Annotated in this window: 15 protein-coding genes; 13 read left to right on the plus strand and 2 right to left on the minus strand. The window is 59.1% G+C overall.

Features of this window, described 5'->3' with window-relative positions; all coding sequences use genetic code 11:
• The 6 genes from HWQ14_RS09075 to HWQ14_RS09100 are packed head-to-tail and all read left to right on the plus strand — an operon-like array spanning window position 1 to window position 6,002.
• A complete protein-coding gene (locus HWQ14_RS09075; RefSeq protein ID WP_148418529.1) occupies window positions 1-531 on the plus strand; it encodes a cupin domain-containing protein in 531 nt (176 codons plus the stop codon).
• 9 nt (window positions 532-540) lie between these two features.
• Window positions 541-1,311: an alpha/beta fold hydrolase gene (locus HWQ14_RS09080; protein WP_176611174.1), complete on the plus strand. Its 771-nt coding sequence runs from the start codon at window positions 541-543 to the stop codon at window positions 1,309-1,311.
• Window positions 1,295-2,089, plus strand: coding sequence for an SDR family oxidoreductase (locus HWQ14_RS09085; protein WP_148418530.1), 795 nt, complete (start codon window positions 1,295-1,297; stop codon window positions 2,087-2,089). Before HWQ14_RS09080 ends, HWQ14_RS09085 begins: the two co-directional genes overlap by 17 nt.
• A 9-nt stretch (window positions 2,090-2,098) precedes the next feature.
• Window positions 2,099-2,869, plus strand: coding sequence for an aspartate dehydrogenase (locus tag HWQ14_RS09090; RefSeq protein ID WP_176609526.1), 771 nt, complete (start codon window positions 2,099-2,101; stop codon window positions 2,867-2,869).
• Between the two features lie 9 nt (window positions 2,870-2,878).
• Window positions 2,879-4,348 carry an aldehyde dehydrogenase gene (locus tag HWQ14_RS09095; protein WP_176609527.1) on the plus strand — a complete coding sequence of 490 codons (1,470 nt, stop codon included), beginning with the start codon at window positions 2,879-2,881 and terminating at the stop codon, window positions 4,346-4,348.
• A gap of 13 nt (window positions 4,349-4,361) precedes the next feature.
• Window positions 4,362-6,002 carry a thiamine pyrophosphate-binding protein gene (locus HWQ14_RS09100; RefSeq protein WP_176609528.1) on the plus strand — a complete coding sequence of 547 codons (1,641 nt, stop codon included), beginning with the start codon at window positions 4,362-4,364 and terminating at the stop codon, window positions 6,000-6,002.
• A gap of 44 nt (window positions 6,003-6,046) precedes the next feature.
• On the opposite strand, the gene HWQ14_RS09105 is transcribed toward HWQ14_RS09100, so the two are convergent.
• Window positions 6,047-6,805 carry a M48 family metallopeptidase gene (locus HWQ14_RS09105; protein ID WP_047355194.1) on the minus strand — a complete coding sequence of 253 codons (759 nt, stop codon included), beginning with the start codon at window positions 6,803-6,805 and terminating at the stop codon, window positions 6,047-6,049.
• Between the two features lie 272 nt (window positions 6,806-7,077).
• On the opposite strand from HWQ14_RS09105, the gene tkt reads away from it, so the two are divergent.
• The 7 genes from tkt (at window position 7,078) to HWQ14_RS09140 (ending at window position 15,473) form a co-directional block, all read left to right on the plus strand.
• Window positions 7,078-9,069 carry a transketolase gene (gene tkt / locus HWQ14_RS09110; protein ID WP_176609529.1) on the plus strand — a complete coding sequence of 664 codons (1,992 nt, stop codon included), beginning with the start codon at window positions 7,078-7,080 and terminating at the stop codon, window positions 9,067-9,069.
• 339 nt (window positions 9,070-9,408) lie between these two features.
• Complete coding sequence (epd, locus tag HWQ14_RS09115; RefSeq protein WP_176609530.1) at window positions 9,409-10,428, plus strand: erythrose-4-phosphate dehydrogenase; 1,020 nt, start codon at window positions 9,409-9,411, stop codon at window positions 10,426-10,428.
• Window positions 10,429-10,477: 49 nt separating this feature from the next.
• Entirely contained in the window at window positions 10,478-11,641 is a 1,164-nt protein-coding gene (pgk, locus tag HWQ14_RS09120; RefSeq protein WP_176609531.1) for a phosphoglycerate kinase, read from the plus strand.
• Between the two features lie 92 nt (window positions 11,642-11,733).
• The gene (gene fbaA, locus HWQ14_RS09125; RefSeq protein ID WP_176609532.1) at window positions 11,734-12,813 is read left to right on the plus strand and encodes a class II fructose-bisphosphate aldolase; all 1,080 of its coding nucleotides are present in this window, start codon (window positions 11,734-11,736) and stop codon (window positions 12,811-12,813) included.
• A gap of 188 nt (window positions 12,814-13,001) precedes the next feature.
• Complete coding sequence (locus HWQ14_RS09130; protein ID WP_148418536.1) at window positions 13,002-13,856, plus strand: small-conductance mechanosensitive channel MscS; 855 nt, start codon at window positions 13,002-13,004, stop codon at window positions 13,854-13,856.
• A 147-nt stretch (window positions 13,857-14,003) separates the two neighbouring features.
• Window positions 14,004-14,639 carry an arginine exporter ArgO gene (gene argO, locus HWQ14_RS09135; protein ID WP_148418537.1) on the plus strand — a complete coding sequence of 212 codons (636 nt, stop codon included), beginning with the start codon at window positions 14,004-14,006 and terminating at the stop codon, window positions 14,637-14,639.
• Window positions 14,640-14,732: 93 nt separating this feature from the next.
• Window positions 14,733-15,473, plus strand: a complete 741-nt coding sequence (locus tag HWQ14_RS09140) for an oxidative stress defense protein (protein WP_176611175.1) — start codon at window positions 14,733-14,735, stop codon at window positions 15,471-15,473.
• A 47-nt stretch (window positions 15,474-15,520) separates the two neighbouring features.
• Here the strand turns inward: HWQ14_RS09140 and argP are convergent, their stop codons facing one another.
• Window positions 15,521-16,414: a DNA-binding transcriptional regulator ArgP gene (gene argP, locus HWQ14_RS09145; RefSeq protein WP_003860089.1), complete on the minus strand. Its 894-nt coding sequence runs from the start codon at window positions 16,412-16,414 to the stop codon at window positions 15,521-15,523.
• Between the last annotated feature and the right edge of the window lie 121 nt (window positions 16,415-16,535).

Genomic DNA, 16,535 nt, shown 5'->3' on the forward strand with positions numbered 1-16,535 from the left:
ATGACTGATTCAACCGTAACCAACACTTCAGGCATCAAACCTGACCACCTGACGATGGAAGAGTGGGTCGAGTCGCGCATCGCGCGCTTCGAGGGCCGCAAATACGACTGGAACGCCCTGAAGTTCCAGGCCGATTTTGACCCGAAATACCGCCGGGCGCAGATGCGCTACATCGGCACCGGGGCAACGGGCGTGGCGAACGACACCAACACCGTGCAGGCGGACCATTTTACCTTCTCCACCATGGTGCTGCCGTCGAAATGCGAAGGGCCGCTGCACCTGCACGACGACGTGGAAGAGGTGTTCTTCATGCTTAAGGGGCAGATCACGCTGATGATCCAGGACGGCGAGAACTACACCGAAACCGTGCTGCGCGAGCGCGATCTGATCTCCGTTCCGCCGGGGATCTATCGCGGGCTGTTCAACCATGGGGAAGAAGAGGCGCTGATGTGCGTCATGCTGGGGACCAACAGGCCGGAAATCCCGACCTATCCGGCCGATCACCCGCTTTCCAAAGTGAAGCGGAACTAAGGGGGCATGATGGCGGGTTTTCGTGAACAGGGAAGCGGCGTTCCGCTGGTGCTGCTGCACGGGATCAGCTCTGGCGCGGCCTCCTGGCACAAGCAGATGGCGCTGAACGGCTTTCGCGTGCTGGCGTGGGACATGCCCGGTTATGGCGAAAGCCCGATGCTGGCGGTGGAGCGCGCGAACGCGGGGGATTACGCCGACGCGCTGGCATTGATGCTCGACCGCGCGGGCATCTGGCGGGCGGTGCTGGTGGGTCATTCGCTGGGGGCGCTGGTTGCCAGCGCCTTTGCCGCGAAATTCCCGGAGCGCGTTATCCATCTGGTGCTGGCGGACGCCGCGCAGGGGTACGGCAATGCCGCACCGGAGCAGCGCGAGCAGGTCTGGCGCAGCCGCGAGCAGCAGATGGCGCCTGGCGGCGACATCCTCGCCCAGACCCGCGCCGCGATGCTGCTGCGCCCCGGCGCGCGCGCGGAAGATATCGCCACCGTCGCGGCGGGCATGCGCACGCTTCGCGCCGAAGGCTACCTTGCCGCCGCGTGGATGCTGGCGCATGACGACATCCACGCCTGGCTGAAGGGCTGTTCAGGCAGCTTTGAAGTGTGGTGCGGCGAGCAGGACGCGATCACGCAGCCCGAGCTGGTGCAGGGGCTGGCGCTGCGCTACGGCATGCCGTTTATCGCCATTCCGCAGGCCGGACACGCCAGCTATCTCGATAACGACGCGTTTTTTAACCAACAGCTTTTACGCATTAACGAAGAGGTGCGCGATGAATGCACAAATTGACGGGCGCGTGGCGGTCGTCACCGGCGGATCTTCCGGCATTGGCTTTGAAACGCTGCGCCTGCTGCTGGGCGAGGGGGCCAGAGTGGCCTTCTGCGGCCGCGACCCGGATCGCCTCGCCAGCGCCCACGCGACGCTGCAAAACGAATACCCCGACGGGGAGGTTTTTTCTTACCGCTGCGACGTGCTGAACGCCGACGAGGTGCAGGCCTTCGCGGATGCGGTTCAGGCGCGCTTTGGCGCGGCGGACATGCTGATCAACAACGCCGGGCAGGGCTACGTGGCGCACTTCCACGACACCCCGCGCGAGGCGTGGCTGCACGAGGCCGAACTCAAGCTGTTTGGCGTCATTAACCCGGTGCAGGCGTTTCAGCCGCTGCTGGAGCGGTCCGACATCGCCTCTATTACCTGCGTGAACTCGCTGCTGGCGCTGCAGCCGGAGGAGCACATGATTGCCACGTCAGCAGCCCGCGCCGCGCTGCTGAACATGACGCTGACGCTCTCCAAAGAGCTGGTGGGCAAGGGCATCCGCGTCAACTCCATTTTGCTCGGCATGGTGGAGTCGGGGCAGTGGCAGCGCCGCTTTGAGAACCGGACGGACAAAAGCCAGAGCTGGCCGGAGTGGACGGCGGACATCGCGCGCAGGCGAGGCATTCCGATGGCGCGCCTCGGAAGGCCGCAGGAGCCCGCGCAGGCGCTGCTGTTCCTCGCCTCGCCGCTGGCCTCGTTTACCACCGGTGCCGCGCTGGACGTTTCCGGCGGCTTCTGCCGCCATCTGTAAGGACGCATCATGAAAAAGATCATGTTAATCGGGTTTGGCGCCATGGCGCAGGCGGTGATCGAACGCCTGCCCGCGGGCGTGGCTATCGGCTGGATTGTGGCGCGTGAAGCCCATCACGCGGCCATTCGCGCGCGGTTCGGCGAGGCGGTAACGGCGCTGGCCTCGCCGATGGATTGCGCGCAAACGCCCGACCTGGTGCTGGAGTGCGCCAGCCAGCAGGCGGTGGCCCAGTACGGCGAAGAGATTCTGCGCCGCGGCTGGCATCTGGCGGTGATTTCCACCGGCGCGCTGGCGGACAGCGCGCTGGAGCAGCGCCTGCTCGCCGCGGGCGGCAGGCTGACCCTGCTCTCCGGCGCGGTAGCCGGCATCGACGGGCTGGCGGCGGCGAAGGAGGGCGGGCTGGAGCGCGTGACCTACCGGTCGCGCAAAAGCCCGGCCAGCTGGCGCGGCAGCTACGCCGAGCAGCTTATCGATCTCAATTCAGTATCAGCTGCGCAGGTCTTTTTTGAAGGCAGCGCCCGGGAGGCGGCGCGACTGTTCCCGGCCAACGCCAACGTGGCGGCCACCGTGGCGCTCGGCGGCGTGGGAATGGACGACACTCGCGTGCAGCTGATGGTCGATCCGGCAACGACGCGCAACACCCACACGCTGCACGTCGAAGGCGCGTTTGGCGAATTCCATCTGGAGCTGAGCGGCCTGCCGCTTGCCTCTAATCCCAAAACCTCCACCCTGGCGGCACTGAGCGCGGTCCGCGCCTGCCGCGAGCTGGCCCTGAGCTGAGGAGCGACGATGGACGATCTGAAGATTTTTATCGGCGGCCAGTGGCGACACGGCAGCGGCAGCCCGATGCAGAGTCACTTCCCGGCAGACGGGTCGATCAACGCCACGCTGAACGCGGCAAGCCTTGACGATCTGCATGACGCGATCGAGGCCGGCGAGCGGGCGTGGCGCGATCCCGCGTGGCGCCACAGCCTGCCGCATATACGGGCGAAGATCCTGCACAAGGTGGCGGATCTCATTGAATCCCGCGTCGACGAGCTGGCGCAGATGCAGAGCCGCGATAACGGCAAGCCGCTGGCGGAAGCGCGCGGGCTGGTAATGAGCGCGGCGGGAACGGCGTGCTACTTTGCCGCCGCCTGCGAGCTGCTGGAAGGTGAACTCCCGACGCCGCGCCAGCCGGATTTGCTGACGCTGAGCCGCTATGAGCCGCTCGGCGTGGTGGCGGCCATCACGCCGTGGAACTCGCCGATTGCCAGCGAGATGCAGAAGGTCGCGCCGGCGATTGCCGCCGGCAACGCGGTGATCCTCAAGCCTGCCGAAGCCACGCCGCTGATGGCGCTGGAGCTGGCGCGTATTTTCGAACAGGCCGGGCTGCCCGCCGGGCTGCTGAGCGTGCTGCCGGGCAAAGGCTCGGTGATTGGCGACGCGCTGGCGCGCCACCCTCGCGTGCGGAAAATATCCTTTACCGGCGGCACCGCGACGGGCCGCCATCTGGCGCACGTCGCGGCGGAAAAGCTGATCCCGGCATCGCTGGAGCTGGGCGGGAAATCGCCGACCATCGTGCTGGAAGATGCGGATATCGAGCAGGCCGCGCGGGGGATCTGCTACGGCATTTTCAGCTCGGCGGGGCAGGCGTGCATCGCCGGCTCGCGGCTGTTTATCCACGAAAGCCTTTACGCCCCGCTGATGGCGCGGCTGCTGGAATTAACCCGCGGGCTGCGCGTCGGGCATCCGTTTACCGACGGCGTCCACGTTGGGCCGCTCATCAACGACGGGCATCGCCAGAGCGTGCAGGCGTACGTCGAGCTGGCGAAGCGTGAAGGGGGCCGCGTGCTGTGCGGCGGGGAGATCCCGGCCGATCCCGCGCTCGCAGGCGGCAGCTTCTTCCAGCCAACGATTATCGAAGGGCTGAGCAACAGCGCCCGCGCGTGCCGGGAGGAGATCTTCGGCCCGGTGCTGGTGGCGATGCCGTTTCGCGATGAGGCGGCGCTCATCCGCGAGGCGAACGACTCGGTTTACGGCCTGGCGGCGGGGATCTGGACGCGCGATACCGGACGCGCGCTGCGCTTAAGCGAGCAGCTTGAGGCGGGCACGGTGTGGATCAACACCTACAAAGTGTTTGCGATTTCGACCCCGTTCGGGGGCTTTAAAGAGAGCGGCCTGGGCCGCGAGAAGGGCATTCAGGGGCTGAAGGCCTGGATGCAGCAAAAGAGCATTTATCTGGCGACGGGTAACAGCGTCAACCACTGGTGCGACTGAGAAAGGGTGAGCAATGAGCGAAATGATAACCGTCGGCGACGCCATCGCCAGAACGCTGGAGCAGTATCAGGTTGAGGCCATCTACGGCGTCATCTCCATTCACAACCTGCCCATCGCGGATGCGGTCGGGCAGCGCGGCAAGATCCGCTTTGTGCCCGCGCGCGGCGAAGCGGGCTCCGTCACCATGGCCGACGCCCACGGGCGTTTTTCCGGCCTCGGCGTGGCGCTGACCAGCACCGGCGCGGGGGCGGGTAACGCGGTAGGCGCGCTGGTGGAGGCGATGAATGCCTGCACGCCGCTGCTGCATTTAACCGGTCAGGTAGAGAAAGCCTGGCTGGACGCCGACACCGGGTTTATTCACGAAACCCGCGATCAGCTGACCTTCCTGAAGGCCAGCTCAAAGCGGGCGTACCGCATCAGCAACGCCAGCCAGGCGATAGCCATTCTGCATAAGGCGATTCAGGAGGCGCAGACGCCGCCGTGCGGGCCGGTCTCGGTGGAAATTCCGATCGATATTCAGGGCGCGAAAATTCCGCTGTCGCTGGTGACGGCACCGGTCAAACCGGTGTCGGGGGCAAACGCTGATGCTGCCGTTGTCGATGCGCTGTGGGCGCAGCTGAAGCAGGCGAAACAGCCGCTGCTGTGGCTGGGTGGCGGAGCGCTGGGCAGCGCGGACGCGGTGAAAACGCTGGCGGATGCGGGCATCACCGTGATTTCCAGTACCCACGCGCGGGGCGTGCTGCCGGACAGCCATCGCGCCAGCCTGCGGGCGTTCCACAACTCGCCGTCGGTTGAGGCGCTTATTTCGCAGTGTGATTTTACGCTGGTCGCCGGTTCACGCCTGCGCAGCAACGAGACCCGCTCCTGGACGCTGGAGCTACCGTCTCCACGCGTGCAGATTGATATCGATCCGGCGGCGGCGAGCCGTAACTACCTGATGGATAACACGCTGGTAGCCGACTGTTCAGCGCTGCTTGGCGCGCTGGCCGACAAGGTTCAGGGCCGTGAGTGGGGCAACGCCCAGTGGGACGCGCAGGTGCAGCAGGCGGTCTCGCTGGCTGAACAGGGCCTGCGCGAGCAGTGCGGCGCCTATGCGAAGCTTAACGACGCCATAGACAACGCCCTGCCGAAAGATGGCCTGCTGGTGCGCGATATCACCGTTTCCGGCAGCCTGTGGGGCAGCCGCCTGTTCCGCGCGAACGGTCCGCTGATGAACATACACTCTCTGGCCGGGGCGATTGGCATGGGCCTGCCGATGGCGATCGGCACCGCGATTGCCAACCCGCAGCGTAAGGTGGTGGGACTGGTGGGCGACGGCGGCCTGAGCCTGAATTTAGGCGAGCTGGCGACGCTGGCGCAGGAGAAGGCCAACGTGACGCTGCTCATCATGAACGACGGAGGCTACGGCGTTATGCGCGGTATTCAGGATAAGTATTTTGGCGGGCGTCAGTACTTTAACGAGCTGCATACGCCGGACTTTACCCTGCTGGCGCAGGCGATAGGTTTACAGGTCTGGAGCGTTGAGCGGGCGGAGGACTTTGACGCGGTGATGACGGAGGCGCTGGCCATGCCGGGGCCGTCGGTGGTGGAAGTGCGGATGGGGCAAATTGGCGCCCTGAAGTTTGCCGGGCCGCCGCAAAAAACGCTGTACTGATCCGGGAGGCCCGGTGGCGCGGCGCGCACCGGGCAGATGTGCCGTTATTTAATACCGTCTGCCGCCATGCGGTCGCGAATATGCTGCGCACGTTCAACGGAGGCCGGGTGATCGTCAAACATGGAGCTCTGACGGCCTTCTTCCAGCTTCGCCAGCTTTTCGAAGCTGGTGGCTAAACCCGATGGATTAATGCCGCGTTTGCGCAATAGATCGTAAGAGTAGTCATCCGCTTCCGACTCCTGACGCTGGGAGAACTGAGAGTTCACCAGTTTCTCGCCCACGTCGCCAAGCTGCGACTGGGACAGGCTGCCGACAATACCGCCCGCAGAGGCGGCCGCTGCACGAACGGCGTTGGTGCCCAGCGCAACCTGCATTCCCTTCTTCACGTGACCCAGGGCTACGTGACCCATTTCATGGCCGATCACCGCCTCAACTTCGTTGTCGGTCATCATGTCCATCAGGCCGCTGTACACGCGGATACAGCCGTTGGCCATTGCAAAGGCGTTCACGTCTTTCGCCATGTACACCTTGTAGTTCACCGGCTGACCGTTAATGTTGTCGCCCAGTGCGGAAGCAATCTTATTCAGACGCTGCGTATAGGTGCTGTTAGCCGGGGCAAGCGTAGCTTTTCCGTCCATATCCTTACAGGCCTGATCGCTCAGCGCTTTGACCTGCGCATCGCTCAGGGAGTAGGCCTGAAAAGCTTCTGCGCCTGAGGTCATCAGGCCGTTAGAATCCATATTCTGACAGCCGCTTAGCAGGAGCGTTGTTCCCACAGCCAGCCCTATTGCACGCATTTTCATGATGTGGCTTCCGTACTTGTTAATCTGAATTAATTCCGAAAATTGCACCGCCAGCGAAGCCGGTGTCGGGCTAAGTATAAGGAATATCTACAGCGGCGGGCGAGCAGATTGCGCAACATGCGAGCATGATCCAGAGATTTCTTAAGCAGCAAAAGAATGCTCCATGTACATGCCCTGCGGCTTGGGTTACATTGTTGGCACTTTTTTCCGGCGTAGCCCAAAACGCGCTGTCGTCAAGGGCATGGCCTTTAACAGTCCGATCTGGAGTTAAAATGTCCTCACGTAAAGAGCTTGCTAATGCTATTCGTGCGCTGAGCATGGACGCAGTACAGAAAGCCAAATCCGGCCACCCGGGCGCCCCTATGGGCATGGCTGACATCGCCGAAGTCCTGTGGCGTGATTTCCTGAACCATAACCCGCAGAACCCGGCATGGGCTGACCGCGACCGTTTCGTGCTGTCCAACGGCCACGGCTCTATGCTGATCTATAGCCTGCTGCACCTCACCGGCTACGATCTGCCAATCGAAGAGCTGAAAAACTTCCGTCAGCTGCACTCCAAAACTCCAGGTCACCCGGAAGTAGGCTACACCGCTGGCGTTGAAACCACCACCGGCCCGCTGGGCCAGGGCATCGCGAATGCCGTGGGTATGGCGATTGCTGAGAAGACCCTGGCGGCACAGTTCAACCGTCCTGGTCACGACATCGTTGACCACTTCACCTACGCGTTCATGGGTGACGGCTGCATGATGGAAGGCATTTCTCACGAAGTGTGCTCCCTGGCAGGCACCCTGAAGCTGGGCAAACTGGTGGCGTTCTACGACGACAACGGTATCTCCATCGACGGTCACGTTGAAGGCTGGTTTACTGACGACACCGCAGCACGTTTCGAAGCTTACGGCTGGCACGTTGTGCGTGGCGTTGATGGCCACGATGCTGACTCGATTAAACGTGCGGTTGAAGAAGCGCGCGCCGTGACCGACAAGCCGTCCCTGCTGATGTGCAAAACCATCATCGGCTTCGGTTCTCCGAACAAAGCGGGCACTCACGACTCCCACGGTGCACCGCTGGGCGACGCGGAAATCGCGCTGACCCGTGAGCAGCTTGGCTGGAAATACCCTGCCTTCGAAATCCCGTCTGAAATCTACGCTCAGTGGGATGCGAAAGAAGTGGGCCAGGCGAAAGAAGCGGCCTGGAACGAGAAGTTCGCGGCTTACGCGAAAGCCTTCCCTCAGGAAGCGGCTGAATTCACCCGTCGTATGAAAGGCGATATGCCGTCTGACTTTGACGCGAAAGCGAACGAGTTCATCGCGAAGCTGCAGGCGAACCCGTCTAAGATCGCCAGCCGTAAAGCGTCTCAGAATGCGATTGAAGCCTTCGGTCCTCTGCTGCCTGAATTCCTCGGCGGCTCCGCTGACCTGGCACCATCTAACCTGACCCTGTGGTCTGGCTCTAAGCCAATCAACGAAGATACTGCCGGCAACTACATCCATTACGGTGTACGTGAGTTCGGTATGACCGCGATTGCCAACGGTATCTCCCTGCACGGTGGTTTCCTGCCGTACACCTCTACCTTCCTGATGTTCGTGGAATATGCACGTAACGCCGTGCGTATGGCCGCGCTGATGAAACAGCGTCAGGTGATGGTCTACACCCACGACTCCATCGGTCTGGGCGAAGATGGCCCAACTCACCAGCCGGTAGAGCAGGTTGCTTCCCTGCGCGTGACCCCGAACATGAGCACGTGGCGTCCATGTGACCAGGTTGAATCCGCGGTGGCGTGGAAATACGGCGTTGAGCGTCAGGACGGCCCGACCGCGCTGATCCTCTCCCGTCAGAACCTGGCGCAGCAGGAACGTACGCCAGAGCAGCTGGCGAACATCGCCCGCGGTGGTTACGCGCTGAAAGATTGCGCAGGCCAGCCTGAGCTGATCTTCATCGCGACCGGTTCTGAAGTTGAACTGGCGGTTGCAGCATGGGAAAAACTGACTGCCGAAGGCGTGAAGGCGCGCGTGGTCTCCATGCCGTCTACCGACGCGTTCGATAAGCAGGATGCGGCTTACCGTGAATCCGTACTGCCGAAAGCGGTTACCGCTCGCGTGGCAGTGGAGGCGGGCATCGCTGACTACTGGTTCAAATACGTTGGCCTGAACGGTGCAATCGTCGGTATGACCACCTTCGGTGAGTCTGCTCCGGCTGAACTGCTGTTCGAAGAGTTCGGCTTCACCGTTGAGAACGTCGTCGCGAAAGCGAAAGAACTGCTGTAATGGTTTGTACGGTGCGGGCTGATGCCCTCACCCCGACCCTCTCCCTGGGAGAGGGTGCAAACGCTAAAAACGGTAGCCCTCGGGCTACCGTTTTGCGTTTACGTTGCCGTAAATTATTCCATCTAAAATGTGACGCAAGTCATATAGCTGGCTTATTGCTCTGGACAGCCATTCCTTTTATTCCCCGATTCGCTTATTCTTGCTGAAGCGTTTCAGTCGATTAAATGTTCGACAATTGACCAATCAATCGCAGTTTGTAATAGCAAAGATTCCCCTTCGGGCGTAGCTGGATTACTCTTTCAGCCACCTCAAACTCAGGGATAGCTTTGCAGGAGATCTATGACCGTACGCGTAGCGATTAATGGCTTCGGTCGCATCGGGCGCAACGTGGTTCGTGCTTTATATGAATCCGGGCGTCGTGCGGAAATAACCGTGGTGGCAATCAATGAACTGGCGGATGCTGCGGGCATGGCGCATTTGTTGAAATATGACACCAGCCACGGACGCTTTGCCTGGGACGTTCGCCAGGAAAGAGACCAGCTGTTTGTCGGTGACGATGCCATCCGCGTGCTGCACGAGTGCGGTATTGACGGGCTACCCTGGCGAGAGCTGGGCGTGGACGTGGTGCTGGACTGTACCGGCGTGTACGGTAACCGCGAACATGGCGAAGCGCATCTTAATGCTGGCGCAAAAAAAGTCCTGTTCTCTCATCCCGGCAGTAACGACCTCGACGCCACCGTCGTGTTTGGCGTCAACCAGCACGAGCTGCAAGCCGAACACCGCATTGTCTCCAACGCCTCCTGCACTACCAACTGCATTATTCCGGTCATTAAACTGTTAGACGATGCGTATGGCATTGAATCCGGCACGGTGACCACGATTCACTCCGCCATGCACGATCAGCAGGTTATCGACGCCTACCACCCGGATTTACGACGCACTCGCGCGGCGAGTCAGTCAATCATACCGGTGGATACGAAGCTGGCAGCCGGGATCACCCGTATTTTCCCGCAGTTTAACGACCGTTTTGAAGCGATTGCCGTGCGTGTTCCGACGATAAACGTCACCGCAATCGATCTTAGCGTGACGGTGAAAAAACCGGTAAAAGCCTGTGAAGTCAACCTGTTGCTGCAAAAAGCGGCACAGGGTGCATTTCATGGTATAGTTGACTATACGGAATTACCGTTGGTCTCAGTAGATTTTAACCACGACCCGCACAGCGCCATCGTGGATGGCACACAGACGCGAGTCAGTGGTGCACACCTCATCAAGACGCTGGTCTGGTGTGATAACGAATGGGGCTTTGCTAACCGAATGCTCGACACCACGTTAGCAATGGCCGCAAAAGGTTTCAGGTAGAGCGCACCTTGCGCTTGCAAAACTTTAAGAATCAACGAGAGGATTCACCATGTCTGTAATTAAGATGACCGATCTGGATCTGGCAGGTAAACGCGTTTTCATCCGTGCCGATCTGAACGTACCGGTTAAAGATGGCAAAGTGACCAGCGACGCGCGTATTCGTGCATCTCTGCCAACCATTGAACTGGCTCTGAAGCAGGGCGCTAAAGTGATGGTCACCTCCCACCTGGGCCGTCCAACTGAAGGCGAGTACAATGAAGAGTTCTCTCTGCTGCCGGTTGTTAATTACCTGAAAGACAAACTGTCCAACCCGGTTCGCCTGGTGAAAGATTACCTGGACGGCGTTGAAGTTGCCGAAGGCGAGCTGGTTGTTCTGGAAAACGTTCGCTTCAACAAAGGCGAAAAGAAAGACGACGAAACCCTGTCCAGGAAATACGCTGCACTGTGTGACGTATTCGTAATGGATGCATTCGGTACGGCTCACCGTGCTCAGGCGTCTACCCACGGTATCGGTAAATTCGCTGACGTAGCTTGTGCTGGTCCTCTGCTGGCTGACGAACTGGAAGCACTGGGCAAAGCGCTGAAAGAGCCTGCTCGTCCAATGGTCGCCATTGTTGGCGGTTCTAAAGTTTCTACCAAACTGACCGTTCTGGATTCCCTGTCCAAAATCGCTGACCAGCTGATCGTTGGCGGTGGTATCGCGAACACCTTCGTTGCTGCTCAAGGCCACAACGTGGGTAAATCCCTGTACGAAGCTGACCTGGTTGACGAAGCAAAACGTCTGCTGGGAACCTGTGATATCCCGGTTCCAACTGACGTTCGCGTTGCGACCGAGTTCTCCGAAACCGCTACCGCGACCCTGAAATCTGTAAACGACATCAAAGATGAAGAGCAGATCCTGGACCTGGGCGACGTTTCTGCACAGAAACTGGCTGAAATCCTGAAAAACGCAAAAACTATTCTGTGGAACGGTCCAGTTGGCGTGTTCGAATTCCCGAACTTCCGCAAAGGGACTGAAATCGTTGCTAACGCTATCGCAGACAGCGAAGCGTTCTCTATCGCAGGCGGTGGTGACACCCTGGCAGCTATCGACCTGTTCGGTATCGCTGACAAGATCTCCTACATCTCCACTGGTGGCGGCGCATTCCTCGAATTCGTGGAAGGCAAAGTACTGCCAGCAGTAGCAATGCTCGAAGAGCGCGCTAAGAAGTAAGCCATTCAGGGGCAGGGAAACCTGCCCAATTTTCAGCGCGCTTATAAGAGCTCGCACCTTTTCTAACGGCCGAAGATACAGGACTAAGCAACATGTCTAAAATTTTTGATTTCGTAAAACCTGGCGTTATCACTGGTGATGGCGTACAGAAAGTGTTCCAGGTAGCTAAAGAAAACAACTTCGCTCTGCCAGCAGTAAACTGCGTAGGTACCGACTCCATCAACGCCGTACTGGAAACCGCTGCGAAAGTGAAAGCACCGGTTATCGTTCAGTTCTCTAACGGCGGCGCTGCGTTCATCGCAGGTAAAGGCGTGAAAACTGACGTTCCTCAGGGTGCTGCAATCCTGGGCGCTATCTCTGGTGCGCACCACGTACACCAGATGGCTGAGCACTACGGTGTTCCGGTTATCCTGCACACTGACCACTGCGCGAAGAAACTGCTGCCGTGGATCGACGGTCTGCTGGATGCGGGTGAAAAACACTTCGCTGCAACCGGTAAGCCGCTGTTCTCTTCTCACATGATCGACCTGTCTGAAGAGTCTCTGGAAGAGAACATCGAGATCTGCTCTAAGTACCTGGCGCGTATGTCCAAAATGGGCATGACCCTGGAAATCGAACTGGGCTGCACCGGCGGTGAAGAAGACGGCGTGGACAACAGCCACATGGACGCTTCCGCTCTGTACACCCAGCCAGAAGACGTTGATTACGCTTACACCGAACTGAGCAAAATCAGCCCGCGCTTCACCATCGCAGCGTCCTTCGGTAACGTGCACGGCGTTTACAAACCAGGTAACGTGGTTCTGACCCCAACTATCCTGCGTGATTCTCAGGAATACGTGTCCAAGAAACACAACCTGCCGCACAACAGCCTGAACTTCGTCTTCCACGGCGGTTCCGGTTCTTCTGCTCAGGAAATCAAAGATTCCGTAAGCTACGGCGTAGTGAAAATGAACATCGATACCGACACCCAATGGGCGACCTGGGACGGTATCCTGCAATACTACAAAACCAACGAAGCTTACCTGCAGGGCCAGCTGGGCAACCCGAAAGGCGAAGACCAGCCGAACAAGAAATACTACGATCCACGCGTATGGCTGCGCGCTGCGCAGACGTCCATGGTGACCCGTCTGGAGCAGGCATTCAAAGAACTGAACGCCATCGACGTTCTGTAATTTGAGCTGCTAACAGCACATCAGAAGGCCCGCAACTGCGGGCCTTTTTTTTATGCTTTTTCAATATCCTGCAACACCTGGTTTTGTGATCTGTTTGGCAATACCTGGCTTTTTGTTTACCCTTTACTGACCTGCCTGTCTCCATGTGGGATGGATTTTGTGGTTTGGTTTAGCATAAGGATAAATGAATGGAAGATCTCGGTGTAGTAGATGGCATTAACAACGCGGGAACCTGGCTGGTGCGCAACCAGGCGCTGCTGCTGAGTTATGCGGTAAATATCGTCGCGGCAATCGCGATCGTTATCGTGGGTATGATCGTGGCGCGCGTCGTGTCCAATGCAATTAATCGTGTCATGCTCGCTCGTCATATTGATGCGACGGTGGCCGACTTCCTCTCCGCGCTGGTGCGTTACGGCATCATTGCCTTTACGCTGATTGCGGCGTTAGGCCGCGTGGGCGTGCAGACTGCATCCGTTATCGCAGTGCTCGGTGCGGCCGGTCTGGCCATCGGTCTGGCGTTGCAGGGGTCGCTTTCGAACCTGGCGGCAGGCGTACTGCTGGTGACCTTCCGTCCGTTCCGCTCCGGTGAATATGTCGATCTGGGCGGTATTGCCGGCACCGTGTTGCAGGTGCAGATTTTCTCTACCACCCTGCGTACCGTCGATGGTCGTATTGTGGTGATCCCGAACGGGAAAATCATCGCGGGCAACATCATTAACTTTTCCCGCGAACCGGTGCGCCGCAATGAGCTGATCATCGGTGTGGCATACGATTCCGATATCGAGCAGGTGAAGTCGCTAATTACCAACATCATTGCTTCTGACGATCGCATTCTGAAGGATCGCGAGCAGACCGTTCGTCTGAACGAGCTGGGCGCGTCATCCATCAACTTCGTGGTGCGCATCTGGAGCAAAAGCAGCGATCTGCAAAACGTTTACTGGGACGTTCTGGAGCGCATCAAGCGTGACTTCGACGCTAACGGCATCAGCTTCCCGTACCCGCAGATGGACGTAAACCTCAAGCGCGAAAAAGCAGCCGAGTAATCCGCATTCCCTCAGGCCCGGTAGCGTTAGCGCCACCGGGCTTTTTTTTAATTAGTTCTCCTAATACCCAATTAATATTATCAATTTCCTCTAATGACGTTCGCGCAGTATAGTCTGCTTCCGGAACAACTCTGCGAGAACGATGTCATGTTATCTTATTATTTTCAGGGGCTTGCGTTAGGCGCGGCCATGATCCTTCCTCTCGGCCCACAAAACGCGTTCGTGATGAATCAGGGCATTCGCCGCCAGTACCATCTGATGATTGCTCTGCTGTGCGCGGTGAGCGATCTGCTGCTGATTTGCGCCGGGATTTTTGGCGGCAGCGCCCTGCTGATGCAGTCGCCGTGGCTGCTGGCGCTGGTTACCTGGGGCGGCGTGGCGTTTCTGCTCTGGTACGGATTTGGTGCCCTGAAAACCGCCATGAGCAGCAGTATTGAACTGGCGAGCGCCGAGGTGATGAAGCAGGGGCGCTGGAAAATAATCGCCACCATGCTTGCCGTGACCTGGCTGAACCCGCACGTTTATCTTGATACGTTTGTGGTGCTGGGCAGCCTGGGCGGCCAGCTGGACGTTGAGCCGAAGCGCTGGTTTGCGCTCGGCACGGTCAGCGCCTCTTTTCTCTGGTTCTTCGGCCTGGCGATCCTGGCGGCGTGGCTGGCGCCGCGGCTGCGTACCGCCAAAGCGCAGCGCATCATTAATACGCTGGTAGGGCTGGTGATGTGGTTTATTGCTTTCCAGCTGGCGAAAGAGGGCATTCATCATGTACAGGGATTGTTCAACTAAGCGTTTGTCTTATGGACATCTGAACAAGACCCGCTAAGCTTGCTGGCATGAGCCCTGTTGTTGGGGCACTCTTCGCAACATGGAGGAATGACAGTGAAGTTTAAGGTGATGGCCCTGGCGGCATTAGTAAGTTTAGGTTCGGTGTCGGTGCAGGCGAATGAACTGCCGAACGGCCCGCACATCGTCACTTCAGGCACCGCAAGCGTGGATGCGGTACCGGATGTTGCAACCCTGGCAATTGAAGTGAACGTGGCTGCGAAAGATGCGGCTTCCGCCAAGAAACAGGCAGACGATCGTGTTGCGCAATACCTCTCATTCCTGGAACAGAACGGTATCGCTAAAAAAGATATAAGCTCTGCGAACCTGCGTACCCAGCCGGATTACGACTACCAGAACGGCAAAAGCATTCTGAAAGGCTATCGTGCCGTGCGTGCGGTGGAAGTGACCCTGCGCCAGCTTGATAAGCTCAACTCACTGCTGGACGGCGCGCTGAAGGCAGGGCTGAACGAAATTCGTTCCGTCTCGCTGGGCGTTGCGCAACCGGAGAAATACAAAGACGAAGCGCGTAAAGCGGCGATTAACGACGCGATTCATCAGGCGGAACAGCTGGCAGCCGGCTTCAAGAGCAAGCTCGGTCCGGTTTACAGCGTGCGTTACCACGTCTCTAACTACCAGCCAAGCCCGATGGTTCGGATGATGAAGGCTGACGCCGCGCCGGTATCCGCTCAGGAAACCTATGAGCAGCCGACCATTCAGTTCGACGATCAGGTGGATGTAGTGTTCCAGCTGGAGCCAACTCAACCTCAGCAAACTGAGGCGGCTAAGGCGCAATAATTTGCCCTCACCTAAACCCTCTCCCACAGGGAGAGGGAATTCAGCGATTAATCCTGCCTCAACACCTTATGCCCAAACGCCAGCAGCGCGTCGGTGACGTTGCGCATCATGCGGCTTTCCGGCGCAAAACGGTGCCAGTACAGCATCCGGCGCTGATACAGCCCCGGCGTCAAGTCAATCAGCTCACCGCTTTTTAACTCTTTCTCTATCTGCAAATGCGGGATCATGCAGCAGGTGGTTCCCTGACGCGCCAGCTGCACGAAGGCCTCGGACGAATTGACGATATGGCACGGCACGCTGCCCGGTGGGAGGTCGAAGTTTTGCTGCAGGAAGGCCTGGTGCATATCGTCCAGATGGTCAAACGCGACGGCAGGGGCTTTCAGCAGCGCGGCACGGGTCACGCCGTTCGGGAAGTAGCGCTCGGCAAAGGCTTTAGAGCCTACGAACAGGTAGTCCAGCGCGCCCAGCTGATCGACCAGGCAGCTTGGCAGCGCCTGAGGCTGGATACTGACGGCACCAACCACTTCACCGCGACGCAGCCGCTCCTGGGTACGGGTTTCATCTTCAACCTGGAGATTCAGGCGGATCGGGGAGTCGGCCAGCACCGGCGCAAGAGCCGGCAGCAGCCAGGTTGCCAGGCTGTCGGCGTTCACCGCCAGCGACAGCAGTAGCGGCGTAGAGCCGGTCTGCTCATCGCCCAGCCACTCGTCTTCCAGCAGTTCAACCTGGCGCAGCAGGGCGAGGAGCTTTTGCCCTTGCTCCGTTGGACGCGGCGGCACGGTACGCACCAGCAGCGGCTGTCCGAACATGTTTTCAAGCTGTTTGATACGCTGTGATACGGCGGACTGGGTGATGCACAGCTTCTGCGCCGCGCGCTCAAAACCGCGTTCACGAATAACTGCATCAAGTGCCTGTAGTGTTCTGTAGTCCGGACGTTTCATTGCTCTGGCTGACTCCTTAATTTTGCTTAATCTGCACTATGACACAATTTTCCCTTCGTGGCAGACGAAATCCATTCGACGTGTTCTATAATGCGCCCTGAGTTTTCACACCACAGGCATA

It is taken from the genome of Enterobacter cloacae (genome assembly GCF_013375935.1).
GTDB lineage: Bacteria > Pseudomonadota > Gammaproteobacteria > Enterobacterales > Enterobacteriaceae > Enterobacter > Enterobacter pasteurii.